Origin of the sequence: Kribbella sp. NPDC051586 (assembly GCF_044453965.1) — a bacterium.
In the GTDB taxonomy this organism is placed as follows: Bacteria; Actinomycetota; Actinomycetes; order Propionibacteriales; family Kribbellaceae; genus Kribbella.
Window position 1 is genome coordinate 12,527 of the sequence record NZ_JBITDF010000006.1, and the last position, 25,294, is coordinate 37,820.

General features: G+C 68.6%; 22 protein-coding genes. 7 read left to right on the forward strand and 15 right to left on the reverse strand.

Annotated elements, in window-relative coordinates:
* Nucleotides 1–23 precede the first annotated feature (23 nt).
* Complete coding sequence (locus ACIA58_RS38075) at nt 24–590, forward strand: GNAT family N-acetyltransferase (protein WP_396408733.1); 567 nt, start codon at nt 24–26, stop codon at nt 588–590.
* Complete coding sequence (gene ubiG, locus ACIA58_RS38080; RefSeq protein WP_396408734.1) at nt 580–1,356, forward strand: bifunctional 2-polyprenyl-6-hydroxyphenol methylase/3-demethylubiquinol 3-O-methyltransferase UbiG; 777 nt, start codon at nt 580–582, stop codon at nt 1,354–1,356. Before ACIA58_RS38075 ends, ubiG begins: the two co-directional genes overlap by 11 nt.
* Here the strand turns inward: ubiG and ACIA58_RS38085 are convergent, their stop codons facing one another.
* Nucleotides 1,357–1,896: a LysM peptidoglycan-binding domain-containing protein gene (locus ACIA58_RS38085; protein ID WP_396408735.1), complete on the reverse strand. Its 540-nt coding sequence runs from the start codon at nt 1,894–1,896 to the stop codon at nt 1,357–1,359.
* 368 nt (nt 1,897–2,264) lie between these two features.
* On the opposite strand from ACIA58_RS38085, the gene lexA reads away from it, so the two are divergent.
* Nucleotides 2,265–3,074 (forward strand): transcriptional repressor LexA, encoded by an 810-nt coding sequence (gene lexA, locus ACIA58_RS38090; RefSeq protein ID WP_396408736.1) that lies wholly within the window; start codon nt 2,265–2,267, stop codon nt 3,072–3,074.
* A 48-nt stretch (nt 3,075–3,122) separates the two neighbouring features.
* Nucleotides 3,123–3,632, forward strand: coding sequence for a glutathione peroxidase (locus ACIA58_RS38095; RefSeq protein WP_396408737.1), 510 nt, complete (start codon nt 3,123–3,125; stop codon nt 3,630–3,632).
* A 158-nt stretch (nt 3,633–3,790) separates the two neighbouring features.
* On the opposite strand, the gene ligD is transcribed toward ACIA58_RS38095, so the two are convergent.
* The 5 genes from ligD to macS form a co-directional block, all read right to left on the reverse strand.
* Complete coding sequence (gene ligD, locus ACIA58_RS38100) at nt 3,791–4,768, reverse strand: non-homologous end-joining DNA ligase (RefSeq protein WP_396408738.1); 978 nt, start codon at nt 4,766–4,768, stop codon at nt 3,791–3,793.
* Nucleotides 4,765–6,759, reverse strand: a complete 1,995-nt coding sequence (locus ACIA58_RS38105) for an ATP-dependent DNA helicase (protein WP_396408739.1) — start codon at nt 6,757–6,759, stop codon at nt 4,765–4,767. The genes ligD and ACIA58_RS38105 overlap by 4 nt, the downstream gene beginning before the upstream one ends.
* 73 nt (nt 6,760–6,832) lie before the next feature.
* On the reverse strand, nt 6,833–9,133 hold the full coding sequence (gene secD / locus ACIA58_RS38110) for a protein translocase subunit SecD (protein ID WP_396408740.1): 2,301 nt from the start codon (nt 9,131–9,133) through the stop codon (nt 6,833–6,835).
* 541 nt (nt 9,134–9,674) lie between these two features.
* Nucleotides 9,675–10,307 carry a response regulator gene (locus ACIA58_RS38115; RefSeq protein ID WP_396408741.1) on the reverse strand — a complete coding sequence of 211 codons (633 nt, stop codon included), beginning with the start codon at nt 10,305–10,307 and terminating at the stop codon, nt 9,675–9,677.
* Nucleotides 10,304–11,425 (reverse strand): MacS family sensor histidine kinase, encoded by a 1,122-nt coding sequence (gene macS, locus ACIA58_RS38120; RefSeq protein WP_396408742.1) that lies wholly within the window; start codon nt 11,423–11,425, stop codon nt 10,304–10,306. The genes ACIA58_RS38115 and macS overlap by 4 nt, the downstream gene beginning before the upstream one ends.
* Nucleotides 11,426–11,620: 195 nt before the next feature.
* Here macS and ACIA58_RS38125 point away from each other — a divergent pair, with 195 nt between their 5' ends.
* Entirely contained in the window at nt 11,621–13,996 is a 2,376-nt protein-coding gene (locus ACIA58_RS38125) for an immune inhibitor A domain-containing protein (RefSeq protein ID WP_396408743.1), read from the forward strand.
* A gap of 174 nt (nt 13,997–14,170) precedes the next feature.
* Here the strand turns inward: ACIA58_RS38125 and ACIA58_RS38130 are convergent, their stop codons facing one another.
* The 3 genes from ACIA58_RS38130 to dapF all read right to left on the reverse strand — a co-directional run bounded on the left by ACIA58_RS38130 (nt 14,171) and on the right by dapF (nt 17,335).
* On the reverse strand, nt 14,171–14,791 hold the full coding sequence (locus ACIA58_RS38130) for a hypothetical protein (protein ID WP_396408744.1): 621 nt from the start codon (nt 14,789–14,791) through the stop codon (nt 14,171–14,173).
* Nucleotides 14,792–14,920: 129 nt separating this feature from the next.
* The gene (hflX, locus tag ACIA58_RS38135; RefSeq protein WP_396408745.1) at nt 14,921–16,408 is read right to left on the reverse strand and encodes a GTPase HflX; all 1,488 of its coding nucleotides are present in this window, start codon (nt 16,406–16,408) and stop codon (nt 14,921–14,923) included.
* Nucleotides 16,409–16,492: 84 nt separating this feature from the next.
* Nucleotides 16,493–17,335: a diaminopimelate epimerase gene (dapF, locus tag ACIA58_RS38140; RefSeq protein ID WP_396408746.1), complete on the reverse strand. Its 843-nt coding sequence runs from the start codon at nt 17,333–17,335 to the stop codon at nt 16,493–16,495.
* A 25-nt stretch (nt 17,336–17,360) separates the two neighbouring features.
* Between dapF and ACIA58_RS38145 the strand changes: the two genes are divergently transcribed.
* The gene (locus ACIA58_RS38145) at nt 17,361–17,609 is read left to right on the forward strand and encodes a hypothetical protein (RefSeq protein ID WP_396408747.1); all 249 of its coding nucleotides are present in this window, start codon (nt 17,361–17,363) and stop codon (nt 17,607–17,609) included.
* Here ACIA58_RS38145 and ACIA58_RS38150 read toward each other — a convergent pair.
* From ACIA58_RS38150 to ACIA58_RS38165, 4 genes are read right to left on the reverse strand one after another with little or no spacing between them, the layout of a single operon-like run.
* Nucleotides 17,602–19,149, reverse strand: a complete 1,548-nt coding sequence (locus tag ACIA58_RS38150) for an amidohydrolase family protein (protein WP_396408748.1) — start codon at nt 19,147–19,149, stop codon at nt 17,602–17,604. The two genes, ACIA58_RS38145 and ACIA58_RS38150, sit on opposite strands and share 8 nt — an antisense overlap.
* A 4-nt stretch (nt 19,150–19,153) precedes the next feature.
* Nucleotides 19,154–20,284 (reverse strand): o-succinylbenzoate synthase, encoded by a 1,131-nt coding sequence (gene menC / locus ACIA58_RS38155; protein ID WP_396408749.1) that lies wholly within the window; start codon nt 20,282–20,284, stop codon nt 19,154–19,156.
* On the reverse strand, nt 20,274–20,918 hold the full coding sequence (locus tag ACIA58_RS38160) for a MurR/RpiR family transcriptional regulator (RefSeq protein ID WP_396408750.1): 645 nt from the start codon (nt 20,916–20,918) through the stop codon (nt 20,274–20,276). Before ACIA58_RS38160 ends, menC begins: the two co-directional genes overlap by 11 nt.
* The gene (locus ACIA58_RS38165) at nt 20,911–21,573 is read right to left on the reverse strand and encodes a GNAT family N-acetyltransferase (protein ID WP_396408751.1); all 663 of its coding nucleotides are present in this window, start codon (nt 21,571–21,573) and stop codon (nt 20,911–20,913) included. The genes ACIA58_RS38160 and ACIA58_RS38165 overlap by 8 nt, the downstream gene beginning before the upstream one ends.
* Before the next feature lie 68 nt (nt 21,574–21,641).
* On the opposite strand from ACIA58_RS38165, the gene ACIA58_RS38170 reads away from it, so the two are divergent.
* Nucleotides 21,642–22,724, forward strand: coding sequence for a M20/M25/M40 family metallo-hydrolase (locus ACIA58_RS38170; RefSeq protein WP_396408752.1), 1,083 nt, complete (start codon nt 21,642–21,644; stop codon nt 22,722–22,724).
* Here ACIA58_RS38170 and ggt read toward each other — a convergent pair.
* Together ggt and ACIA58_RS38180 are read right to left on the reverse strand one after the other, a co-directional pair.
* On the reverse strand, nt 22,717–24,531 hold the full coding sequence (gene ggt / locus ACIA58_RS38175; RefSeq protein WP_396408753.1) for a gamma-glutamyltransferase: 1,815 nt from the start codon (nt 24,529–24,531) through the stop codon (nt 22,717–22,719). The genes ACIA58_RS38170 and ggt overlap by 8 nt on opposite strands.
* Before the next feature lie 70 nt (nt 24,532–24,601).
* The gene (locus ACIA58_RS38180; RefSeq protein ID WP_396408754.1) at nt 24,602–25,294 is read right to left on the reverse strand and encodes a hypothetical protein; all 693 of its coding nucleotides are present in this window, start codon (nt 25,292–25,294) and stop codon (nt 24,602–24,604) included.

The window sequence follows — 25,294 nt, forward strand, 5'->3', positions numbered from 1 at the left end:
ACAGCGTAGCCGAGGATGGTGCCGTGACTGTTTTCCGACCTGAGTACCCACTGCGGACCGAGCGGCTGGAGTTGCGCCCGCACCGGATGGACGACCTTGACGATCTGTACGCGTTCCATTCGCGGCCCGAGGTCGTGCGGTACACACCGTGGCCCGTGCGGGACCGCGAGGAGACCCGGGTCGCCCTGGAGAAGAAGCTTTCGCAGGGCGAGCTGACGGAGCCGGGTCAGTGGCTGGTGCTCGCGATCGAGCTGCGCGAGACCGGGACCGTGATCGGCGAGGTCCTCTTGAAGTGGGCGAGCGAGACCGATCGTCAGGGCGAGATCGGGTTCGCGCTGCACACCTCGTACCAGGGCAAGGGGCTGGCGGCGGAGGCGGCGCGGGAAATGCTGCGGGTCGGGTTCGAGGATCTCGGGCTGCACCGGATCGTCGCTGTGCTGGACGATCGGAACGACGCCTCCGCCCGGTTGCTCGAGCGGCTCGGGATGCGCCGGGAGGCGCATTTCATCGACGCGCTCCAATTCAAGGGCGAGTGGGGGAACGAGTACGTTTACGCGCTGCTGGAGGACGATTGGCGTGATGCCGATTGACAATGCGATCTACGACCGGCTGGGCAGCGGCTGGTGGGACGAGTCGAATCCACTGAATGCGCTGAACGGCAGCTTCACGCCTGCGCGGTTCGCCTACTTCCGCGACGTGCTCGATCGGCTCGGGCGCGATCCTGGCGGCCTGCGGGTCCTCGACATCGGCTGCGGGGGCGGCTTCCTGGCCGAGGAGTTCGCGCGGATCGGCTGCCGGGTCGTCGGCATCGACCCGTCCGAGATGTCGATTCGTACTGCGCGGCAGCACGCGTCGGCTTACAGCCTGAAGATCGGGTACGCCGTGTGCGTGGGCGAACGGCTCGTGCTGCCGGACGGGAGTGTCGATCTCGCGTACTGCTGCGATGTGCTCGAGCATGTCGCGGACCTGGATCGGGTTGTCGCGGAGACCGCTCGGGTGCTCAAACCCGGCGGGGTCTATCTGTTCGACACGATCAATCGGACGCGGGCGTCGAAGCTGTTTTTCATCAAGCTGCTGCAGGAATGGCGACTGACCCGGATGATCGACAGCGACGTGCACTCCTGGGCGATGTTCATCAAGCCGACCGAGCTCGAAGAGATCCTTCGACGGCACGGGTTGCGGCTCGGCGAGGTCGCCGGGCTGGGGCCTCGGGCGGGCGCGGTGTCACTCGGCTGGAACTTCGTGCGGGTGCGCCTGGGTCGGCTGTCCTTCGGCGAGGCGAGCCGGTTGATGGACGTCGGCCGGGTGCGGCGGGTGGACCTGTCCTACCTGGGCTATGCCACCAAGAGCCTGTGATCAGCCGGCGATCGGGATCTGGAGCGTCTCCCCCGGGGTGATGTCGGCCGGGCTGGAGAGCTTGTTGAGGTCGGCGATCTTCTCGACGACCGTGGCGGGGTCCTGGCCGGGATTGGTGCTCTGGGCAATGGACCACAGGGTCTGGCCGGGGGCCACCTGGACCGGGACGGTGTGGGTGAAGTGCGGGCCGGGCTCGAGCACGCCGGTGACGCGGAGACCCAGGACGGCGATCGCCGAGCCGAAGACCAGGACCGACAGGACAGTCAGCAGGACGCGGCCACGCCGGGTCAGCTGAAGGGTGGACGACTGGGCCCGCGGGCGCGAGACGTCATGGCGACCGAGGGCCTCGCCGGAGCAGCCACGAACCGGAAGCGGGTCGGTGGTCGCGCCGTCGATCCGCGGCCGGCGGCGCGGCATGGTCGCCGGCGCCGGCGACGTCACGGGAGAAGTCGAGCGCAGCGCGGGCTCGAGCGAGCGGGATGTGGGCTCGGGTGAGCGTCGTGGTGCCAGTGCGTCGGCCGCGAGAGCTGCTGTGCTCATCGGATCCTCCAGACCTCGGTCAGTGCGCGTCCTGCGGTGCTGAGTCCTGTCTACCGGCCGCCTCCGACAGTTTTCGGAGAGCGGCCCATTCGACCGGACCGAACACCTGTTCGATCGAACGTCTGTACGAATGATTAACCGACGGGCACCCGTCGCGCAACCACTTCCAACCAGGACACGCCCACGAAATTCCCTGACGCCGAAGTTGCCCGCGTGCGGCTTATAACCCGACACACGAACAGACGTGCGAACCGACACGCCTTCGAACAGATGTTTGAAGAATCTCAGGATTCGGTCTACGGTCATCACAGTCGAGCAAGCTTCGGCCGGTGGTGTGATCGCCGGCCCGACCCGAGGAGCAACCACCGATGGCCAGGACGCCGAGCGGATCCAGCAAGAATGACCGGGGTGGCGGGGCGGGGCAGCAAGGACCCGAGCGCATTGGTGCGGACAAGGCTGCGGACCGGACCGTCACCGAGCTGCCCGACGGGCCGGCCGACGCGACCGGTCTGACCCCGCGGCAGCGCCGCGTGCTGGACGTGATCCGCGATTCGGTGGACAGCCGGGGCTACCCGCCGTCGATGCGCGAGATCGGCGAGCGGGTCGGACTGACCAGCTCCTCCTCGGTGTCGCACCAGCTCCGCGTGCTCGAGCAGAAGGGCCTGCTCCGCCGCGATCCCAACCGGCCGAGGGCGATCGAGGTCCGCTACCCGGGCGAGGTCGACGCCGCGGCCCGGCGATCCGCACTCAGCTCGGTGCGGCAGACGACGTACGACGAGACCGGGGCCGGCGACGCGCATCCGGACGCGGTCTACGTCCCGATGGTCGGCCAGATCGCCGCCGGTAATCCGATCCTGGCCGAGCAGGAGATCGAGGAGATCTTCCCGTTGCCTAAGGCAATGGTCGGCGAGGGCACGCTGTTCATGCTGAAGGTCAAGGGCGAGTCGATGATCGACGCGGCCATCTGCGACGGCGACTGGGTCGTCGTCCGGCAGGAGCAGACCGCGGAGAACGGCGACATCGTGGCCGCGATGATCGACGGCGAGGCGACCGTGAAGACGTTCAAGAAGACCAAGACCGAGGTCTGGCTGCTACCACACAACCCGGCGTTCGAGCCGATCGACGGCAAGGACGCGGTCATTCTCGGAAAGGTCGTAACGGTTCTGCGCCGAGTCTGAAATCTCAGACGGCGAGCAAAGTCCGGCGTGTCGTGTCAGCATTGAGTCATGACGACTGTCTATGACTTCAGCGCCACGCGGATCGAAGGCAGTGAACAGTCTCTTGCCGATTTCCGCGACCAGGTGCTCCTGGTGGTGAACACGGCGTCGCAGTGTGCCCAGACTCCGCAGTACACAGGTCTTCAGAAGCTCTACCGGACATACCGCCGGCAGGGCTTCTCTGTGCTCGGGTTCCCCTGCGACCAGTTCGGCCATCAGGAGCCTGGTGACGAGAACGAGATCGCGAACTTCTGCTCGACGATCTACCACGTCACGTTCCCCATGTTCGCCAAGATCGATGTCAACGGGTCGAGGACGATCCCGTTGTACAACTGGCTGAAACGCGAGCAGGGCGGCCTGCTCGGCGGCCGGATCAAGTGGAACTTCACCAAGTTCCTGCTCGGTCGCGACGGTGGGGTGATCGCGCGCTACGCGCCCACCCACTCGCCGGAGAAGCTGGCCGACAAGATCGAGGCCGCGCTGGCGGTGCCCGCGCCGTCGAGGGAAACGAACGACTGACCCTGGACGCGATTCGGGGCCGTGCGCAACTGTCACCTTGCTGAATTCCTGCGACAGGTGAACAGAAAGCGTCGCAGCACCTCAGATTCTTCTCCGCATTTCGAACATTTCCTGCCGCTGCCTGCATGTCGCGACGGCCTGCAATTGCAGCTGCACGGTCAGTTCCGCGCGACGAGAACCGTCTCCGGGTCGATGTCGAGGCGCAATCCACGCCAGACCGGGTGCCGGAGCCGGCCGTCGCCGCCCCAGCCCGAGTAGGTGACCTCGGCGACCAGCACGGGATCGAGCCAGTGCGCCCGCCGCCGGTCGGTCATCGGGATGCCCGACGGATCGAACGACGGGCGGTCGATCTCGAGACCGGTCAGCTCGGCGCTGAGCATCTCGAGGGTGGCGAAGTCCAGGCCCGATCCGACCTTGCCGATGAGGACGAGATCGCCACCGGGCTCGGCGTACGCCCCGCAGTAGAAGGAGCCGATCCTGCCTTCCCGGTTGCCCTCCCCCGGGTGCCATCCGCACAGCACCACGTCCCTGGTCTGCACCGGCTTGATCTTGATCCAGTCGGCGCTGCGACGGCCGGGCAGGTATCGCGACTTGCGACGTTTCGCCACGACCCCTTCGAGTCCTTGCGCGGCAGACTGATCCAGCGCCTCGGATCCGTCGCGCAACGCGGGCGGGATCTCCCAGAACGGGTCGCCGATGTCCAGCGAGTCGAGCAGTCCGCGACGATCGTCATACGTTGCCTCTAGCAACCACCTGCCGTCGAAGCGGAGTACGTCGAACAGCCGCACCGAGACCGGCACCTCGGTGATCAGATGCCTGAGCTGGCGTGGATCGCGCACGTGCATCCGCCGCTGCAGCAGACCGAACGACGGTGCGCCGTTCTCGTCCAGGGTGACGATCTCGCCGTCGAGCACTGCGGGCAGTCGCAACCCCGGCGCCTCGGCGAGGCCGATGAGCTCCGGGTACCCGCCGGAGACGTCGTGGCTGTTGCGCGACCACAGCCGGCACACCCCGTCGTCCACTTCGGCGATGACGCGGATGCCGTCCCATTTCAACTCGTACGACCAGCCTGAGCCCGAGGGCATCTGCCCCAGCGCCGCCATCATCGGCAGCACGGGCGGACCGGCCGGACTCATGTCGACTGCAGTCGTTTCAGGGCGCCGAGCACCTTCTCACGATCGGCGGTCGGCCACATCGGGGGCAAGGAGGCGCGCAGGAACGCGCCATACCGCTGGGTGACGATGCGGGGGTCGAGGATCGCGACCACACCGCGATCGGTGCTGCGGCGGATGAGCCGGCCGGTGCCCTGCGCGAGCAGGAGCCCCGCGTGGGTCGCGGCGACCGCCATGAAGCCGTTGCCACCTGCCTCGTCGACGGCTCGCTGCCGGGCCGCCATCAGCGGCTCGTCGGGGCGTGTGAACGGGACGCGGTCGATGATCACCAGGTTGCAGGTCGAGCCGGGCACGTCGATCCCCTGCCACAGCGACAGCGTCCCGAACAGCGAGGTCTCCGGGTCGTCGACGAACTCGCGGGCCAGCTCACCGAGCTGGGCGTCGCCCTGACACAGCACCTTGAGGTCGGTGGCCTCGCGCACTGCGGCTGTCGCGGCCTCGGCGGCGCGACGGGACGAGAACAGGCCGAGTGTCCGGCCACCGGCCGCGGTGATGAGGTCGATGATCTCCTCGAACTGCTTCTTGCCCAGTCCGTCGCGGTGCGGCGGCGGCAGGTGCTTGGCGACATACAGAATCGCCTGCTTCTCGTACTCGAACGGGGAGCCGACGTCGAGGCCGCGCCAGGGCAGCGGAGCCGTCTCCGAGTCCTCCAGCTCCGGCATCTCGTCGTCGTCGGCGAGCTTGTCGGCGGGCCGGAGACCGACCTGGCGGGCGATCGCGTCGAAGTCGCCGCCGAGCGTCAAGGTGGCGGACGTGAGGACCGCCGTACGGTCGCGGAGGACCAACTCGCGGAGCAGCCCGGCCACGGTCAGCGGGGCGATCCGGAGCTCGCGGCCGAAGCGGTCGCGGTCGATCATCCAGACGACGTCGAGATCACTCAGCGCGGCGACCCGCTCGGCGACGTCGAAGATCTCCTTCACCGCGCCCTTGGACTGCCGCTTGGCGCCGTCGGGGTCGTCGTCCTTGTCGTCGGACTTCTTGTTGAGGTCGGAATACATCGCGCGGGCGGCGTCGCGGACCAGGGCGGCGGCCTCCAGGACCGGCCCGTTGGAGGCCTCGATGCGGCCCTCGCGGGTGCCGTCGAGGGCAGCGCGGAGAGCGTCGGAGGCGTCGATCAGGTCGTCGGCCTTGTCGTCGTCGACGAACCGGCGGGCCCGCTTGCCGGCACGCTCGACCATCTGCGGCGACAGCTCGTCACCCGCGGCGCCGGTGACCCGGGCGGGCAGCTCGTGGGCCTCGTCGACGATGACGACGTCGTGCTCGGGCAGGACGGTGCGGTTCTCGAAGGCGTCGATCGAGAGCAGGGCGTGGTTGGTGATGACGATGTCGGCCTTGCGGGCGTGCTCCTTGGCCTTCTCGGCGAAGCATTCCTCGCCGTACGGGCATTTCTGCGCGCCGAGGCACTCCCGCGCCGCGATCGCGACCTGCTGCCAGGCCTGGTACTGATGTGAGGGCGCGTGGTCCCGGTCGCCGGCCTCGCCGTCGGCCAGCTGCTGCTCGGCCCAGTCGCGGAGCTCGATGACCTGGCGGCCGACCTCACCGGGCGGCGGCACGTCGACGAGCATGCCGTCGTCGTCCGGCGCGCCCTCGCGGATCCGGTGCAGGCAGGCGTAGTTGTTCCGCCCCTTCTGGATCGCGTACGACGGTCTGCGCGGGAGGAGCTTCTCCGTCGCGTCGAGCAGCGCCGGGACGTCGCGGTCGACGAGCTGCGACTGGAGCGCGAGAGTCGCCGTCGAGACGACCACTCGGCGGTCCTCGATCGCGTGCAGCAGGGCGGGCACGAGGTACCCCAGCGACTTGCCGGTGCCGGTGCCGGCCTGGACGAGCAGATGCGATCCGTCGTGCATCGCGGTGTCCACGGCTTGCGCCATCTCCACCTGCCCGGGCCGGGTCTGGCCGGCGATCCCGGCCACGGCAGCTTCCAGCAGTTCCCGCACATCAACACCCACCGCCACACCCTAGCCCGACGGACCGACAGATTTCCGATCCGGCGGGCGGGGTGTGGATAACCCCTGCCGGTCCTTCGGACTAGACGACGGCGCCGCGGTCGGGCTGGGCGTCGCGGTCGACCTGGGGCCGCTTGGGACGCGGCGGTGGGGCCGGGAAGCGCCGTTCGAGCTCGAGGAGGAGTGGCGCTGCGGTGAGGTTCGACGAGTAGGTGCCGACCAGGATGCCCAGCAGCAGCGCGAGGGCGAAGTCGGCCAGTGAGTCGCCGCCCAGGAACAGGAGCGCGCTGAGGATGAACAGGGTCGAGATACCGGTGTTGATGGTCCGTGGCAGGACGTTGACGATGGCGGTGTCGATGACCTGGCCGAGGTTGTCGGTCGCGCGGGCGTTGCGGGTCTCGCGGATCCGGTCGAACACGACGACGGAGTCGTTCACCGTGTAGCCGATGATCGTCAGGATCGCGGCCAGGAAGATGCCGTCGATCGGCTTCCCGGTCCAGGCGAAGACGCCGACCACGACCGCGACGTTCTGCAGCAGGGCGAGTACTGCGCCGGCGCCGAAGGTCCAGCGGAACCGGGCGGCGAGGTACGCCAGCTGGGCGAGCAAGGCGATGCCCAGCGCGATCAGACCCTTGTTGCGCAGCTCCTCACCCAGCGAGGGGCCGATGCTCTCGTTGCGGATCACCTCGGCGCCGCCACCGATCCGGGAGATCGACTCCTTGATCTTCTCGGCTTCGTCGTCGCTGATCGTCCCGGTCCGCACGGTGATGTCGTCCGTCCCGGACGATTGCACGACCGCGGTCGGATACCCCGCTTCGCCCACTGCGGCACGCGCTTGGTCGGGCGTGACCGGCTGCGTCGTACTGACCTCGAGCAGCCGGCCGCCGGTGAACTCGATGCCGAGGTTCAGGCCGCGTACGGCGACGCCGGCGACGCTCACGATGATCGCGACGGCCGTGATCACCAGCCAGCGCCGGCTGTGCTTCATCAACGCCGGCTGCCTGGATTCCAGCCACGTCCGCACCTTGCCGTGGCCGGCGATTCCGCTCAGGCGGGGGCGGCGCAGGACGAAGCCGCGCGACACGGCGAACTCCGCGAAGACCCTCGTGACGACGAGCGCGGACAGCATCGAGGCGAGCACACCGATCGACAGCGTGACGCCGAACCCGCGGACCGGACCGGCCGCCAGGAAGAACAGCAGACCGGCGGCGAGCAGAGTGGTGATGTTGGAGTCGGCGATCGCGGACAGCGCGTTCTGGAATCCGCTGCGGAGCGATCTTCGCAGGCCATCCGTCCGGCCGGCTGTGTAGTCCTCGCGGGCGCGCTCGAAGACCAGGACGTTCGCGTCGACCGCCATGCCGATCGCCAGCACGAAGCCGGCCAGGCCGGGCAACGTCAGGGTCGCTCCGAGCGCGGTCAGGGCGGCGTACGACATCGCGGCGTACCCGAGGAGGCCGAGGACCGCCATCAGACCGACGAGGCGGTAGACCATGACGATGAACAGCGCGGTCAGCGCGAGGCCGATGATCGCGGCGAGGGCGCTGGCCTGGATCGCGTCCTGGCCGAGCGAGGGACCGATCGTCCGCTGGTCGATCACCTGCACCGGCACGGGCAGCGCGCCGCCGGAGATCAGCGCGGCCAGGTCCTTCGCCTCTTCCTCGGTGAAGGCGCCGGAGATCGTCGTCGTACCGCCGGTGATGCCGACGTTGCAGAGCTGGTTGCCGCCGTTCGGGTCGACCTGCGGTGCGCTGATCACCTCGTTGTCCAGCACGATCGCGATCAGCCGCGGCGCGGTGTTCACCGGGTTGCACGCGGCCTTGCCGGTGATGGTCGACCAGATCTTGCCGCCGTCGCCCTTGAAGTTCATCTCGACGAACCAGCCCTGCGCGACCTGCTGCGGGTCGAGCCGGCCCTCGGCGCCGCTGACCAGCTCACCGGTCATCGCCGGCTTGGCGAGCCGGAGGAAGCCCTGGCCGCTCTCGGGCGGTAGATAGACCTCGCCCGCGGCCGGCTTGGCCGGTTTGGCGGCGACCTGGTCGAGCACCTCGTGGAACGTGAGCTGCGCGGTCTTGCCGATCACCTTCGCGGCCTCGCGCGGGTCCTGCACGCCGGGCAGCTCGACGATGATCCGGTTCTCGCCCTGGCGGGTCACGTTCGGCTCGCTCACGCCGAGCGCGTCGATCCGCCGGTGCAGCACCTGGGTGGCCTTGTCGGTGGTCTCCTTGGTCGCCTTGACCGTCGGAGAATCCTTGGCCTCGAGCACGATCTGCGTCCCGCCGCGCAGGTCGAGACCGAGCTGTGGCTTCGCGGTCAGCGTGACGTACGTCGACGCCGCGAGAACCAGGAACGCGAGCACTACACGGACAAGGGACGACCGGTTCACCGAAGCCTCCGGAGGTGGGCACCCGCAGTACGGATGTCGTGACAGAGAGCACCCACGCGGGTGTGAACGCACAGTGTACGAACCCACTCAAGCCCGACCAAGAACAATCGCACAAGCGACTGGGTCGCGGGTGTGGCTCGGTCCGCCTCTGCTCGCCCGGGCGCGCCGATGGCGGGTTGTTGGCTGACTGACGGGATATAACACGCTTGCTGTCGAACAACCCGCCACCCGGCAGCGTCGGCGCGCTTGAGTATCGGGGACGAACCGTTCAGTGGGCCGGCGGGAGCGGTACTGTCACTACCGTTGCATAAGGCAACAATATGGTCGGCTGGATGCCACCCGCTTCTCACGTGTGCGGGGTGGGCCGGTAGATGAGCTCCTGGGTGCTGCCGTCGAGCGTGTGGCTCTCGAGCAGCTCCAGATCGAAGTCGCCGGTGCCGTCGAAGATCCGGTCCTGCTAGAACACGTCGCCGCCGATCCGACACTGCTTCACATCAGATCCTGGCAGCTGCTGGGGCCATCGACCGCGAGCGGGAGCCGGCTAGGTGTCCAGGCCGTGTTCTATGGCGTAGCGGACCAGTTCGGCTCGGTTGTGGAGTTGGAGTTTGCGGAGGGTGTTTTGGACGTGGTTCTCGACTGTGCGGTGGGAGAGGACCAGGCGGGTGGCGATCTGTTTGGCGGTCAGGCCTCGGGCTACCAGGCGGAGGACTTCGGTTTCGCGGTCGGTCAGGTGCGGCACCTCGGGACCACCGGCGCCGAGGCGGCGGTACTCGCCCAGCAGCAACCCAGCCAGCCCGGCGCTGAAGATCGCGTCGCCCTCGGCGGTACGACGGACAGCCTCGTCGAACTCGTCCAAGGACGCGGACTTCACCAGATACCCCGACGCCCCGTTCTTCACCGCCGCGAGTACGTCGTCCTGCTCGGCACTGGCGGACAACACCAGCACCCGAGTGTCGGGCAGCGCCGACGTGATCTCCCGCGTCGCGTCCACACCGGAGCCGGAGCCCAGCTGCAGGTCCATCACCACCACGTCCGGCCGGGTCGCCAAGGCGATCTTCACCGCGCCGGCAACGTCGGAGGCGGTCGCGCACACGTCGTACCCGCGGCTGCCGAGGTCGCGCGCGACTCCTTCGCGCCACATCGGATGGTCGTCGACGATCATGATTCGCGTCATGCGGTCACCTTCAGCTCCCACTCGGTTCCTTCGCCGGGCGCGGTCCGTACGGCGACGGTGCCGCCCAGGTCGGCGATCCGGCCGCGGATCGACTGGCTGACGCCGAGGTGGCCGTCCACGCGGGCCTGCTCCAGCCGGGCGGGCGTCGTGCCGACTCCATCGTCGCGGATCGACACCACGACGTCATCTCCGAGGTCCTCGACCGCGATCCAGCAGCGGGCGTCCTGGCCGGCGTGCTTGGACACGTTGCTCAGCGCTTCCTTGACCGCGGCAACCAGCTCGGCAGCTGTGCGCGCGGGCATCAGGACCTTCGTGGCCGGTACGACGACATCCACCCGGGTCGTCGCCAACGGCAACAGAAGTCCGCACAGATCGACGCGACCGCCCTCGGCGACGGCCGGACGCGTCGACATCAAGGTGCGGAGGGCAACTTCCTGTTCCGCTGCGAGCTGGGCGAGCTCGATCGCGTCGCCGCCGATCGCCGTACCGCGTCGCTGGACCTGCGCCAGCACCTGCAGTACGCCGTCATGGATCGAACGACTGAGCCGGAGCCGCTCGGCGGTCGCGCTCTCGGCGGCGATCGCCGACCGCAGCCGGGCGCCTGCCTGCCGCAGGGTCGAAGCGGCGTACCCGACGACCAGTCCGGCGACCAAGAGCAGCTGGACGTTGCTGAGGATCTTCGACGCGTTGTCGACACCGCGCAGCGACAGCAACGCCAGGCTGATCGTCGCGGCGCCGAGCAGGCCGCCGTCGCGGCCGCGGGAGATCGCCAGCGCGAGGACCGGGCCGGCTGCCCAGACCGACGTCAGGACCGAAGCTCCACCGCGGATATCCACCAAAGGCTGCGCCCACAAGGTCGCGTACATGCAGCCGACCGTGACGATCAGGTCGGCGAAGGCGAGCCGGGTGTTCCGGCGACCCCAGCGGCGGCTGTAGCCCAGCGACGAGATCAACGTCCAGATGCCCATCACGGCGAGTTGGAGCAGCGCACCGGACGGCCGGACGATGCCGTCCCACCGCGTCCACACACCGAAGCAGGCGAACGCCCAGGTGATCACGCGGAACACCACCAGCGCACGCCACAGCGGCTGCAGCAGATCGACCTTCTCGCGTTCCACGCGCCACAGTCTGCCAAGGACCGCGACCGGGCGGCGTGAGCCCTATTACTCAAAGCTCGAGGTGCAGGTTTCCCCGCACGTTGACAGGTTTTCCTCAGTTTCACCTTCAGCTGAGCGGATTTTCCCCGTACTCTCGCGCAGAACACGCTCGGGGGAGCTTTGATCACACCGCGTTATCAGACACGGAGGGGAATCGTGCGCAAGCTACCCGCCGGGCTGTTCAGCCTGGCTCTGGCCGCGACGACCGGGCTCGGCATCGCCGCAGCATCGGCCGGAAACGCCGCCACACCGCCCAAACAAGGGTCGGCGCCGATCGCCAGCGAGGTCGCGCCCACGCCGGACGACCTGTCCAGCCCGCAGGAGGACAAGCGCCGCGAGCTGCGGCAGGAGGCTCTGACCAAGGTCCTGAACGGTCAGGCCAAGCCCGAGCTGCGCAACGGCAGCACGGTCGTCAACCTCGGCAACACGCCCGCGCCGAAGAGCGTCAAGGCGACCAGGAACGCCAAGGGCAAGGTCGACCAGTACGTCGAGCTGAGCCGGGAGAAGACCGACCGGATCTTCGTCGTGCTCGCCGAGTTCGGCAACGACCGCGACCCGAACTACCCGGACCAGGACACCTCCCCGGCGACGCCGGGCCCGACCCGGTTCGACGGTCCGCTGCACAACCAGATCCCGGCCCCCGACCGCTCCGTGGACAACTCCACGATCTGGCAGGCCGACTACAGCCAGAAGCACTTCCAGGACATGTACTTCGGCAACGGGAACTCGGTCAAGGAGTTCTACGAGAAGCAGTCCTCGGGCCGGTACTCCGTGTCCGGTGAGGTCACCGACTGGGTCAAGGTCAAGTACAACGAGGCCCGGTACGGTCGCTCGAACGGCTACCCGTGCGCCGGCAACGTCTGCAACAACACCTGGAACCTGGTCCAGGACGCGGTGAACCAGTGGGTCGTGGACCAGAAGGCCAAGGGCCGCACCCAGGCGCAGATCACCGCGGACCTGAAGACGTTCGACCAGTGGGACCGCTACGACTACGACCACGACGGCAACTTCAACGAGCCCGACGGGTACATCGACCACTTCCAGATCGTGCACGCCGGCGGCGACCAGGCCGACGGTGACCCGTACCAGGGCGAGGACGCCATCTGGTCGCACCGCTGGTCGGTGCAGTTCCCGGGCGGCCCGGCGACCAACCCGCGGGGTGGCGCCCAGGTCGGTGACACCGGCATGTATGTCGGCGACTACACGATCCAGCCGGAGAACGGCGGCGTCGCGGTGTTCGCGCACGAGTACGGCCACGACCTCGGTCTGCCGGACGAGTACGACACCGCCGGCGGCGAGAACGGCGTCAACTGGTGGACGGTGATGGCCCAGAACCGGGTCAGCGCGGCCACCGACGGCGGCATCGGCGAGCGCGTCCAGTCCATGGGTCCGTGGGACAAGCTGCAACTCGGCTGGCTCGACTACGAGATCGTGAACTCCGGCCAGAACCGGACCGTCGACCTCGGCCCGCAGGAGTACAACTCGAAGAAGGCCCAGAGCCTGGTCGTGCCGCTGCCGAAGAAGGAGATCACCAGCCAACTGGTGCCGCCGGCCGTCGGGACGAAGTCCTGGTGGAGCGGTCAGGGCAACAACTTCACCCACACCATGAGCCGTCAGGTCGCGCTCCCCGCCGGCCAGCCCGCGAGCCTCACCTTCCAGGCGAACTGGGACATCGAGGACTGCGGCCCGGACCCGTGTGACTACGCCTATGTCGACGTCAACGACGGCAGCGGGTTCAAGACGATCAAGGGCAACATCACCAAGGATGCCGAAGGCAACGGTATCGACGGCAAGAGCAACGGCTGGGTGCCGGCCACGTTCGACCTGTCGGCGTACGCCGGCAAGACGGTCACGCTCCAGTTCCGCTACGCCACCGACCCGGCGTCCGGCGGGATCGGCTTCTTCGCCGACGACATCAAGGTGACCTCGGGCTCGACCACGGTGGTCGCGTCCGGTGCGGAGACCTCTCCCGACGGCTGGACGCTGAACGGGTTCTCCGCGGCGGGTTCGTCGTTCACCACGCTGTTCGACAACTACTACCTCGCGGCCAACGTGAACTACGTCGACCACGACCAGTACCTGCAGACCGGTCCGTACAACTTCGGGTTCCTGAACACGCTTCCGGACAAGGTCGAGCACTTCCCGTACCAGGACGGCCTCGTCATCTGGTACTGGGACACGTCGCAGGCCGACAACAACACCAGCGTGCACCCGGGCTCCGGCCTGATCCTGCCGATCGACTCGCACCCGACGCCGATCAACCGGGTCGACGGAACGCTCTGGCGCCCCCGCGTCAGCGCGTACGATGCTCCGTTCGGGCTCGAGAAGGCCGACTCGTTCACGCTGCACTTCAACGGCCAGGCCAGCTACATCCGCGGCCAGAACGCCGTTCCGACGTTCAACGACAGCAAGTCGTACTGGAGCGCGGACCAGCCGACGAGCAGCGTCAAGGTGCCGAACAACGGGGTCAACATCAAGGTCGTCTCCAAGACCGGTACCTCGATGAAGGTCCAGGTCAGCAAGCGCAAGTGATGCCGTGAGCAACAAGACCTGAGCAACAAGACAAAAGATGGCCCCGGGAGTCCAGACTCCCGGGGCCGTCTGCTCGTTCCGGCTGTCACGCCGCGGACGAGCTCGGCCCGCTGCCGGATGCTGATGTCGACGAACTCCCCGGACGGTAGGTCGAACCAGGTCAGGTAGGTCGAATCAGGTCAGGCAGCCGCCAGGTCCCACGGACCGCAGGCCTTCGACTCTGGTCAGCAGCTGCCGGCGGACGAAGTTCGGTGGCTGCTCGTCCGCCCGCAACTCGGGAGGATCGTCCGGGGTCCGGAGGAAGTTCGCGTTGTAGATGAACTCGCCTCCACCTGCTCCGGCGGCGGGGCGAACAGGAGGTTGGGCGAGGGCTCCCGGTCGCGCATCTGATCGGAGGCCCAGTCGGCTGTCGAGGATGTACTGCGCGTCCACGTCAGTACCGCGAATCGATGCCTGCCGCGACACCGAGGCCGGTGACGCGAAGCCGAGGACGAGCCGGAGCTGCGGCCCGATCTTGTCGGTACGCCAGACCCGGTCCCAATCGATCACGGCCGGATCGGCCAGATCGCAGCAGTCGAAGACGACGATCACCGGGCCTCGGTCGCCGAATCCGCCCGCGAGTACGGGCCAGTCGTCCGCGTGCAGCCCGAGCTCGTACCCGGATGCGCCGTTCAGCCTGTGCGTCGCGACGTACAGGATGTCGACCTGCTGCGCGTCACCGCCGTGGTCGAGATCCTGGTCGACCAGGTTCTCGTCGAAGGTCACGAACTTGACGTTCGCGCCGGCCGCGAGCATCCCTTCCAGGAACAGCGACGGTTTTGATGTTGATGGTCATCCCCCTGACTCCCGCCCGGAGGATGACACAGCGTGAGCGCGCCGCCAAGAGTTGGCGACGCGCTCACGCTCTGTGTTACCTCTGTGTTACTAGGCCGTTGCTACCTGGTACCGCCTCAGGTCGCCGGCGAGGGCCGGGTGGACCCGGGCGGTGACCCGGGTGCCGTCGGCGGTGTGTTCGAGCTGCTCGACCGAGCCCTCGGAGTGGATCCGGGAGACCAGGTCGCCGCGGTCGTACGGCAGGAGTACGTCGAGGGCGACGTGCGGCTGCGGCAGCCCACCCTCGATCAGCTCGCGGAGCTTGTCGATCCCTTCGCCGGTGCGGGCCGACACCACGATGACGTGCGGCTCGCGGTGCAGGATCGGCGCCAGCGCCATCGGATCGGCCAGGTCGGCCTTGTTGATCACGATGATCTCGGGCACGTCGCTCGCCTGGATCTCGGCCAGTACCTCGCGCACGGCCTGGATCTGTGCCAGCGGGTCGGGGTGCGAACCGTCGACCACGTGCAGCAGCAGGTCCGCGTCCGCGACCTCCTCCAGCGTCGAGCGGAACGCCTCGACGATGTCGTGCGGCAGGTGCCGGACGAACCCGACCGTGTCGGTCAGCGTGTACACGCGCCCGTCCGCGGCCGTCGTCCGCCGGGTGGTCGGGTCCAGGGTCGCGAACAACGCGTCCTCGACCAGCACGCCCGCGCCGGTGATCTTGTTCAGCAGCGAGGACTTGCCGGCGTTGGTGTACCCGGCGATCGCGACCGACGGCACCAGGTTGCGGCGACGCTCCTGGCGCAGGGTCGAACGCTTGCCCTTCAGGCTCTTCAGCTCACGGCGCAGCTTGGCGATCTTGGTGTTGATCCGGCGCCGATCGGTCTCGATCTTCGTCTCACCGGGACCACGGCCGCCGATACCGCCACCGGCCGCGCCGACGCGTCCACCGGCCTGGCGGGACAGGTTCCCACCCCAACCACGCAGGCGCTGCTTCATGTACTGCAGCTGGGCCAGCTCGACCTGGGCCTTGCCTTCCTTGCTCTTCGCGTGCTGGGCGAAGATGTCCAGGATCAGCGCGGTCCGGTCGACCACCTTGACCTTGAGCTTGTCCTCGAGGTTGCGCAGCTGCGCAGGGGCCAGCTCGCCGTCGGCGATCACCGTGTCCGCGCCGAGCGACGCGACCAGGTTGCGCAGGTCGGAGACCTTGCCGGAGCCGATGAACGTGGCCGGGTCGGGCTTCTTCCGCCGCTGGATCACGCCGTCCAGAACCTCGGAACCGGCGGTCTCGGCGAGCAGCTTCAGCTCGGCCAGCGAGTTCTCCGCGTCCTCGGCGCTGCCTTCGGTCCAGACGCCGACCAGCAGCACCCGCTCGAGCAGCAGCTTGCGGTACTCGACCTCGCTGATGTCGGTCAGCTCGGTGGACATCCCGACCACGCGGCGAAGCGCTTGGCGCTCCTCCAGGTCGAGGCCCTCGGTGCTCAGTTCGTGTTCATACTCATCGTGACCCGTCAACGAAGCGCCGGAGTCCTCGCCCTCGATGAGGTCAAGTTCGACGTCGGTGGTCTCGTCGTATGCGTGTGAATGGGTCGTCATATACCTTCCATGGTGGCACGGGCCTCCAGTACAGGCGACCCGTTTAACCACGTCAACGCCCCACGCGGCACCAGGATTCCCCGCCTAGGCAGGTAGCCAGGTCCGGTCGAACTCCCCACGAGCGTGCAGAACGGCCGGTCCGGTCAGCTCCAGGTGGTTGTCGGCACGCCAGGTCACGCTCACCTCACCGCCTGGTACGCCGACGCGGTACGTGACCGGGAGCTCGTCGCGGGCCTGTCGCGCCGCGGCCACGGTCACCGCGCAGGTGCCGGTCCCACAGGACCGCGTCTCCCCCGAACCGCGCTCGTGGACCCGCATCTGCACCTCGTGCGCATCCCGGCGTACGACGAACTCGACGTTGACCCCGTGCGGGAAAGCGCTGGTGGGCGACCACGTCGGCTGGTCGCAGAGGTTGCCGGGCTCGTCCAGGCTGTCGACGAACGCGACGGCGTGCGGATTGCCGATGTCGACGTGCACGGCGGGCCACTGGTGACCGTTGGACTCGACCACGATTCCGGCCGGACCGGGCAGCGTCGGCTCGCCCATGTCGACGGTCAGCGTGCCGTCGTCGTTCTGGGAGACAGCCTTGATACCGGCGCGGGAGCCGACCCGGACGGGCTTGTCGTCGATGAGCCCCGCGTCGGCGAGGTACTTGACGAAGACGCGGACGCCGTTCCCGCACATCTCCGCGATCGAACCGTCCGCATTCCGGTAGTCCATGAACCAGTCGCCACCGTCCTCGACGTACGGCTGCTTGTCCCCCTGGATCACCCGCAGTACGCCGTCGGCGCCGAGGCCCGCGTGCCGGTCGCAGAGGAACCGCACCAGGCCGGCGTCCAGATCGCCGTGGACCGAACCGTCGGGGTCGGGCAGGATCACGAAGTCGTTCTCCGTGCCGTGCCCCTTCAACCAGGGAAACGTGCTCATGGTGCTCAGCGTACGGTGTTCCCTCGTGGAGCTGATTGCCTACTTCTGGGAGCAGGAGGACGCCGAGACCGTCGCCGGGTTGCTGGACGGCGAGGTACGGCGGGGGCGCTTCCATGGCGAGGACGACGACGAGGATCACCCGTGGGTCGTCGTTCTCGATCACCCGGACGCGGAGCGAGTCGTCGCCGAGCACGACGGATGGGTCGAGACGGTGACGAAGGAACCGGGTGCGACACCCGCACCGCTGCCCCAGGAACCAAGGCGATTCAAGTAAGGACCCGGCCCGGCCGGCTGCTGGTTGGTTTGCCGTTGGACAACGCGGGCTGACCGGCAACCAGGACGTGTTCGACGCCGACGGACAGTTGCCAGGGGTCGTCGTACGTCGACCTGTCGGCGATCGTGCTCTGGTTGAGGACCACGAGGTCCGCGATCGCCCCGGGTTTGATGACGCCGCGATCGGAGAAGCCGAGGCGTGCCGCGGGCAGAGAGGTCATTCGGCGGATGGCCTCGGACAACGTGAGGATGCCCAGGTCGCGGGCGTAGTGGCCGAGGACGCGCGGGAACGTGCCGAAGTTGCGGGGATGGGGGTGGCCGAGGCCGGTCGCGTCCATGATCCAGCCGTCGCTGGCGATCGCCGTACCTGGGTGTTCGAGGACGGTGATCACGTCGTTCTCGCTCATCGCGTGGTTGACCACGCTGACCGCGGCCTGGTGGGACTCGAGGATGCGGAGCACGATCTCGGCAGCGTCGACGTCGTCGCGCCGGGCGATCTCCGTCAGGCTGAGGCCGCGGCTGTCCTCGTAGCGTCCGGGTGGCAGCGATGCGATGACGACCGAGTCCGGCGACAACAGGTTGTCGGAGCGGAGCGCGTCGGCGATTCGCTTGCGCTCGGCCGGATCCGCGAGGCGGTCCAGGAGGGCGCCGTCCGCCAAGGCCCAATCGGGCAGGCGGGTGGTGAGCGTGGTGCTGGTCGCGGTGTACGGGTACGCGTCCCAGCCGACGTCGAGATCGGCGTCGTCGAGGAGCTCGAGCGCTGCGTGGACCAGGCCGTGGTTCTGTTTGCCGACGGCCTTCAGATGGGAGATCTCGAGGCGGGCGCCGCCGGCGCGGGCGGCCGACATCGCCTCCTCCAGAGCCGCGAGAAGGCCGGAGCCCTCGTTGCGGATATGGGTCGAGTAGAGCAGACCGCAGTCGGCGGCGGTGGCGACCAGTGCGGCCACCTCCGCCGGCGAGGCGTAGGCGCCCGGCGCGTAGATCAACCCGGTCGAGAACCCGACTGCGCCCTGGTCCGCGGCCGCGCGGAGCAGGTCCTGCATCTGGCGGAGCTCGTCGGCCGACGGCGCCCGGCGCGCGTTGCCCATGACCGCGATCCGCAGTGTGCAATGACCGACCTGGAGAGCCAGGTTCACCGCCGGCTCCAATGTTGCGGCGAAGCCGCCCAGGTCGTCCCAGGACCAGTCGTGCTTCGACCCCAGAAATGCCGTACCGGCCTTCAACGTCTCCAGGTCGCCGATCGGGAACGGCGACCAGCCGCAGTTGCCCGCGACGAGCGTGGTCACGCCCTGGGCCAGCTGGGACTCGGCGGCCGGACTCGAGCCCAGACTGAAATCCGCATGTGAATGAAGATCGACGAATCCCGGTGCCACAATGTTGCCTGTGGCATCGATGACCTCTGCCCCGGACAGCGCCGCGCCGGGTGGCAGCACCGCGGTGATGCGCTCGCCGTCGATCACCACGGTCCCCGGCACGGGTTCCGCGCCGGTGCCGTCGGCAACCAGGCCGCCGGTCAATGCCACTGGCCCCGTCGTTCGCACCGAATCACTCCTGTTCTGGACCGAGGGCGAGCTCGGCGACGGTGTTCGCCTCGATCAGCGCCCGGTCCACGACATGGCCGAGACCGGTTGCCTCGGGCACCTGTACGACACCGTCGACGGCGACGACGGCCGGTTCGATCACGTCCCGGGCGTAGTACTTCTCCGAGGCGGACACATCCGATGGGAGGGTGAACCCGGCGAGACTGGAGAGCGCGACGTTCGCGAGCCGGCCGATGCCGAACTCGTGCATACCGCCGCACCAGACGGGGATCCCGGCAGCCTGGGCCCGGTCGTGCGCTTCACGCGCTGGGGTCAGCCCACCCATCCGCGACACCTTGATGTTCAGGACCTGCAGCGCCTCTAGCTCGAGAGCCGTCTGCAGGTCGTCGACCGTCTCGATGCTCTCGTCGAGGCACACCGGCGTCCTGATCGTGCGTTGCAGCTTGGCGTGCGTGAGCAGGTCGCGCGGTGCGAACGGCTGCTCGATCATCGTCAGGCCGAACTCGTCCAGCTCCCGCAACAGCTTGAGATCGTCGACGGTGTAGATGCCGTTGGCATCCACATGCAGATCGAGGTCGGGGTACGCCGCACGCACGGCACGGACCGGCTCCACGTCCCAGCCGGGCGCGATCTTCAGCTTCACCCTCGGGTACCCGGCGGCCACCTGGTTGGCAACCTGGGTGAGGAGATCGTCGATCGTCGGCTCGATGCCCAGCGAGACACCCGCGACCACCTCGGTCCGCGTCCCGCCCAGAACTGTTGCTAAAGGCATTGATTGGGTCTCGGCGAACAGCACCCAGGCCGCGGTGTCCACGCCGGCCTTCGCGAAGTTGTTGCCGCGAACCTTAGACCAGACCGCCGCCAGTTGGCCGGGGTGCGTCCACGAGCGGCCGAGGATGGCAGGCAGAAGGTACTGCGAGGCGATGTGCCAGCAGGACTCGACCGTCTCGGGCGCGTAGTACGGGTCGGAGGACGACGCGATCTCGCCCCAGCCGACGGCACCCGACGCGTCCTCGAGCTCGACCAGGATGTGGTCGAGGAACGCCTTGCGGTGAGAGCTGGTCTGGAACTCGTGCACCAACGGCATCCGGACCCGGTGCAGTCGCGCGGTGACAATCTTCAGCTCAGTTGACATAGAGTCCCAGCTCCGTGTTCAGCCGGTCGCGCTCGAGCAGCCGCCGCCGCGCGCCCTTCGCGCTCGCGGTCGTCAGCGTCGCGAGGACATGCAGCACAGAGGCGACGACGGTCGGAGAGTCGACGTACGACGCGCTCCCGGTCGCGACGTAGATGCTCTGGTCGGCGATCTTGGCCAGCGGCGCGTCCTCGAAATCCGTGACCGCGACCAGCTCACCGCCCGCGTCCACGAATCGGCGGGCGATCTCGACCGTGTCCCGCCGGTACCGGCGGAAGGAGAACGCGACCATCAGGTCGTTCGACCGGACGTCGGACAATACGTCGACGCCGCGGACGACCGTGCCGTCGATCAACGTGACCTGCGACAGGCCGGCCCCCAGGTCGAAGGCCAGCAACGACGCGTACGAGAACGACTTCGCCGAGCCGACGATGAAGCGCCGGCGGGCGGCGACGATCCGGGCCGCGGCCTGCGCGATCGACTCGTCGGTCAGGATCTGGTCCAGGGCCTCGTCGATCGAGGCGCGCTCCTGCTCGACCACGCGACGCTGCAACAACGTCGACGATCGCCGTTGCAGCCGGGCGTCGTACCGCTCGTGGGGGCTGGTGAGCTCGCGGTTGCGTGGGTCGTCAGGCATCGGCGGCCGGTCCGAAGTAGTACGCGCCGCGGCCGTCCGGCAGGCGACGGCACGACACAGCGACGAGTCCCTGCGCCAGAAGACCTTCGAACGAGCTGCGAAGCTCGGCCGGCTCGGTCGGCATCACCAACTCGGTCAGGGTGTCGGGGACGGCCGGCCGCTCGCGGGTCAGGTCCCACTCGACGATCACTCGATCGGTGCCCGGACCGTACATGTCCGGGGCGAACCATCGCGCGCGAGCGCCGAGAACGTCGAGGTTGAAGTGCGCGTTGCGGACCTGCGCCGGGTCGTACGTCCATCGCATCCGCGACATACCGTGGCTCAGGGCAACTTCTCGCTGGGCGTGCTTGAGCATCCGGCCGAGGCCGTGCCCCTGCTGGTCGGCGGCGACCACGGCCGACTGCGAGTAGTGGTAGAAGCCGCGCCGGTCGGTGCCGCAGAAGCCGTACGCGAACGCGACCAGCTTGTCGGTCCCGTCGAGGATGCCGACCACCGATCCCCCGTTGCTCGCCAGCGCACCCAGCAGCCGCGGATTCAGCCCGTACGCCGGGTCGAGGTAGCCGAAGACCGCGCGGTACAGCTCCGAGGCCTCGGCGAACCGCGACGCCGTGGTGAGCGAGACCGCACGAAAGCTCACCTCAGAGATACGATTCATATCCTGAGTAGATCCCATGGATCTCCAGGGAGTCAATCCGTGATCAGATGATGATACGTTGACTATCCATGATCATCGAGCGACTCCAGGAGTACGTCGGCGCGGAGACCCCGACCGGCGACGCGGCCGCGCTGAACGCCTTCGCCGACCGTCTGGCCGAGCGGTACGACGCGCTCGGCGCGACCGTCCGCCGGGTGCCGGCGCCGACCGGTGATCACCTGGTCGCGGACTTCCCCGGCCGGGCCGGCGAGGCGCCGCTGCTGTTCCTCGGGCACCACGACACCGTCTGGCCGATCGGCCAACTGCGCGACGCGATGCCGTGGCGCCAGGAGGACGGCGTCATCCACGGCCCGGGCGTCTTCGACATGAAGGGCGGACTCGTCGTTCTCGAGACCGCCCTGGAGCAGGTCGCCGACCAGGACCGCCGGCCGGTCCGGGTCGTGGTCGTCGCGGACGAGGAAGTCGGTTCGCCCTCCGCACGCGAACTCGTCACGGCCGAGTCCGCCGGCGTGTGCGCCGCCTTCGGACTCGAGCCGCCGCACCCGAACGGCGACCTGAAGACGTCGCGCTGGGGCAGCACGCGGGTCCGCATCGAGATCACCGGCCGCGAGGCGCATGCCGCGCTCGATCCTGACAGCGGGATCTCGGCGATCGACGAGCTCGTCGACCAGCTGATCGCGGTCCGGGGGATCGTCGCACAGCACAAGGAGGTCCTGTGCAACGTCGGCACGATCTCGGGCGGTGGGCGGACGAACGTCGTACCGGGATCGGCTGCGGCCGACATCGGGTTCCGCTTTGTCGACCCGGAGACAGAGTGCGCCGTGCTGGATGCGGTTACCGGTCTGTCGCCGGTGCGCGGGGCTGAACTGCAGGTGCGGGTGATGTCGAATCGGCCGGCGTGGCAGCCGTCGGCGGCGACCGATGAGCTATTGACAAAGGTGACCGCGGCCGGGCGAACCGTCGGTCAGGAGATCGGCGGTGCGGCCGCGTCCGGTGCTGCCGACACCAACCTGACCGGCTGGCTCGGGATCCCGACCCTGGACGGCCTGGGGCCTGTAGGCAAGGGCGCCCACGCCGTCCACGAGCAGGTGATCGCGGCGAGCCTGAGCGAGCGGGTCGCCCTGGTCGCCGCCATCCTCACAACTATCTAGGCCAGACCACCGCCGCGGATCCGCCGCCGCGGCGCGTCGGTTCCGCGGCCGCGAGGATCGCGCCACCGGGCAGGAACTCCAGCCCCTCGAGGGCACCGATCTCGGCCGCCGAGGAACCCGGCGCACCGGCCGGCGTGAAGGTGTGGCCGTACGCCCCCAGCGCCGCGCCGTACCTGTCGATGAACGACTGCTCGGCCGTCACGGACGCGGTGTTGCGCTGGGACGCCCGCGGTGCGGCGATCGCCTGGGGCAGGGTCATGCCGCGGTCGAGCCGGTTCGTGAGGGTCTGCAGGACGGTCGTGATGATCGTCGAGCCGCCCGGCGAACCGAGGGCGATGTACGGCTTGCCGCCGCGCAGCACGATCGTCGGCGAGATCGACGACCGCGGCCGCTTGCCCGCCTGGATCCGGTTCGGGTCGGCGGGGTCGTAGACCGCGGAGAAGTCGGTCAGCTCGTTGTTCAGAATGAATCCGCGGCCGGGGACGGTGATGGCGCTGCCGCCGGTCTGCTCGATCGTCAACGTGTACGAGACGACGTTGCCCCACCTGTCCGCCGTGACCAGGTGAGTGGTCGACAACCCCTCGGTGTCCGGCCGCTGCGTCGTCGCGGCGCCCTTCGCGCAGTGGTGGTACTTGCCGTCCGGCGATCCGGCCGGCACCGGCTTGACCGCCGCCTTCGCCGGGTCGATCTGGCAGGCTCGCTCGGCGCCGAATCCGCGGGACGTGAGTTCCTTTGTCGGCACGTCCACGAAAGCGGGATCGCCGACGTACGCCGCTCGGTCCGCGAACGCCAGCGCGGACGCCTCGAGGTAGTCGTGCAGGTACTGCGTCGTGCTCTGCTGCCTGAGGTGCAGCGGCTGGAGGATGTTCAGCGCCTCGCCGACCGTGGTGCCACCGGACGAGGACGGAGCCATCCCGTACACGTCCAGGCCGTCGTACCGGACCTTCGTCGGGACGCGGTCCAACGGCTTGTACTTCTTCAGGTCGCCGGTGGTCAGGTAGCCCGGCATCACCGGCAGAGTGGTCGTCGCGGTCTTCGGCGGGTTCTTCACCACGGCGCTCATCTCCGCGCCGAGAGCACCGCCGTAGAAGGTCGAAATCCCCTTCTTGCCGAGCATCCGGTAGGTGTCGGCGAGCTCCGGGTTCTTGAACACCGTGCCGACCTTCGGCGCGTCACCGCCCGGCAGGTAAAGCTTCGCCGTCGGCACGATCGCCGAGAACCGGGCCTTGTTCTCCTGCGTCTGCAGGTTGAACGTGCTGTCCACCACGAAGCCGCGGTCGGCCAGGTCGGCGGCCGGCGTGAGCGCCTTGCCGAGCGACAGCGAACCCCATTGGCGCAGGGCCGAGTCCCAGGTCGCCAGCGTGCCGGGGATGCCGACCGACACACCGGACGTGACGAGCTCGGGAGTGAAGTTGTACGGCTTGCCGGTCGCCGGGTCGATGAACGCGTCCGAGGGCATCGCCGCGGGCGCCGTCTCGCGGCCGTCGATCGTGGAGACCTTGTGGCTCCTGGCGTTGTAGTAGACGAAGTACCCGCCACCGCCGATGCCTGCGGAGTACGGCTCGGTGACGCCGAGGGCAGCCGCGGTCGCGACCGCCGCGTCGACCGCGTTGCCGCCGCGCCGCAGTACGCCGAGCCCGGCGGCCGTCGCGTCCGCGTCGACCGAGGACACCGCTCCCCCGAATCCGACCGCGGTCGGGTTCTTCGCCGGCGGCGCCGGTGAGCTGGGCGGGCTCGCGGCGGCGCTCGTACTCAGACCAGCCAGAACAAGGGCACCTGCAGACAGCGATGCGACCAGCTTCTTCACCAGTACTCCCGCGGGGCGTCGGCGACAGGGACATCCCCTTGCTATCCCACCGACGGGCTTCGCGCCAGTACTAGTTGACGGTGCAGGAGTCCATGAAGCGCCGCAGTACGTCGTCCGGCCACTCGACTGTGCCGGTCGGGAGCTCGACCAGGAGCCACTGGTCGGCCAGCTTCACCTGACCGGTCAGGCGACCGTTCAGGGTGCCGATGTGGAAGGTCTTGCCGTTGCCGTCGGTGACGCGGACCGCCGTCAGGCTGCGGGCCTGCGGTCCCGCTTGCAGGACCACCTTGGCGGCCGAGTCCGCCGCACGCATCGTCGGCTGGGAGAGCACGACACGGTTGGCCGCGATCGGCGTCTCGGCCGTCCAGCCCCTCGGCGTCAGGTTGCAGTCGATGGTGCTCCACGGCTGCTTGTTGGCGACCAGCTCGACGACGGACGCACCGAACATCGACATCGTCTCGCTGCTGGACGGTTTGGCCGCCGGCGCCGTCGCGGGCGTCGGGGACGCGGCTGCGGTCTTCTCCGGCTCGCTCGTGCCGCCGGCGACCTCGGAGGTGTTCCCCCACCACTTCACCTGGTTGCCGACCGCGAGCACGAGCGCCGACACGGCGGCAACGCACAACACACCGGTGACGCGACGCCGGCGTTTGATCCGGCGCAGGGCACGGCGGCCGCGGGTGACATCGGCCTCGATGTCGGCATCCGGCAGCGCCTCGGCCGCCTGATCCGCGAACCCCTCCAACAACCTCTTGACCTCGTCCAC

Coding starts and splice junctions, on each gene's coding strand:
- ACIA58_RS38085 (WP_396408735.1), bottom strand. CDS start 1,896: ATGAGCACAGCAGCTCTCGCGGCCGACGCACTGGCACCACGACGCTCA.
- ubiG (WP_396408734.1), top strand. CDS start 580: ATGCCGATTGACAATGCGATCTACGACCGGCTGGGCAGCGGCTGGTGG.
- dapF (WP_396408746.1), bottom strand. CDS start 17,335: ATGAGCACGTTTCCCTGGTTGAAGGGGCACGGCACGGAGAACGACTTC.
- ACIA58_RS38170 (WP_396408752.1), top strand. CDS start 21,642: ATGATCATCGAGCGACTCCAGGAGTACGTCGGCGCGGAGACCCCGACC.
- ligD (WP_396408738.1), bottom strand. CDS start 4,768: ATGAGTCCGGCCGGTCCGCCCGTGCTGCCGATGATGGCGGCGCTGGGG.
- ACIA58_RS38160 (WP_396408750.1), bottom strand. CDS start 20,918: ATGCCTGACGACCCACGCAACCGCGAGCTCACCAGCCCCCACGAGCGG.
- ACIA58_RS38130 (WP_396408744.1), bottom strand. CDS start 14,791: ATGCTCGCGGCCGGCGCGAACGTCAAGTTCGTGACCTTCGACGAGAAC.
- menC (WP_396408749.1), bottom strand. CDS start 20,284: ATGTCAACTGAGCTGAAGATTGTCACCGCGCGACTGCACCGGGTCCGG.
- hflX (WP_396408745.1), bottom strand. CDS start 16,408: ATGACGACCCATTCACACGCATACGACGAGACCACCGACGTCGAACTT.
- ACIA58_RS38165 (WP_396408751.1), bottom strand. CDS start 21,573: ATGAATCGTATCTCTGAGGTGAGCTTTCGTGCGGTCTCGCTCACCACG.
- ACIA58_RS38095 (WP_396408737.1), top strand. CDS start 3,123: ATGACGACTGTCTATGACTTCAGCGCCACGCGGATCGAAGGCAGTGAA.
- ACIA58_RS38115 (WP_396408741.1), bottom strand. CDS start 10,307: ATGACGCGAATCATGATCGTCGACGACCATCCGATGTGGCGCGAAGGA.
- lexA (WP_396408736.1), top strand. CDS start 2,265: ATGGCCAGGACGCCGAGCGGATCCAGCAAGAATGACCGGGGTGGCGGG.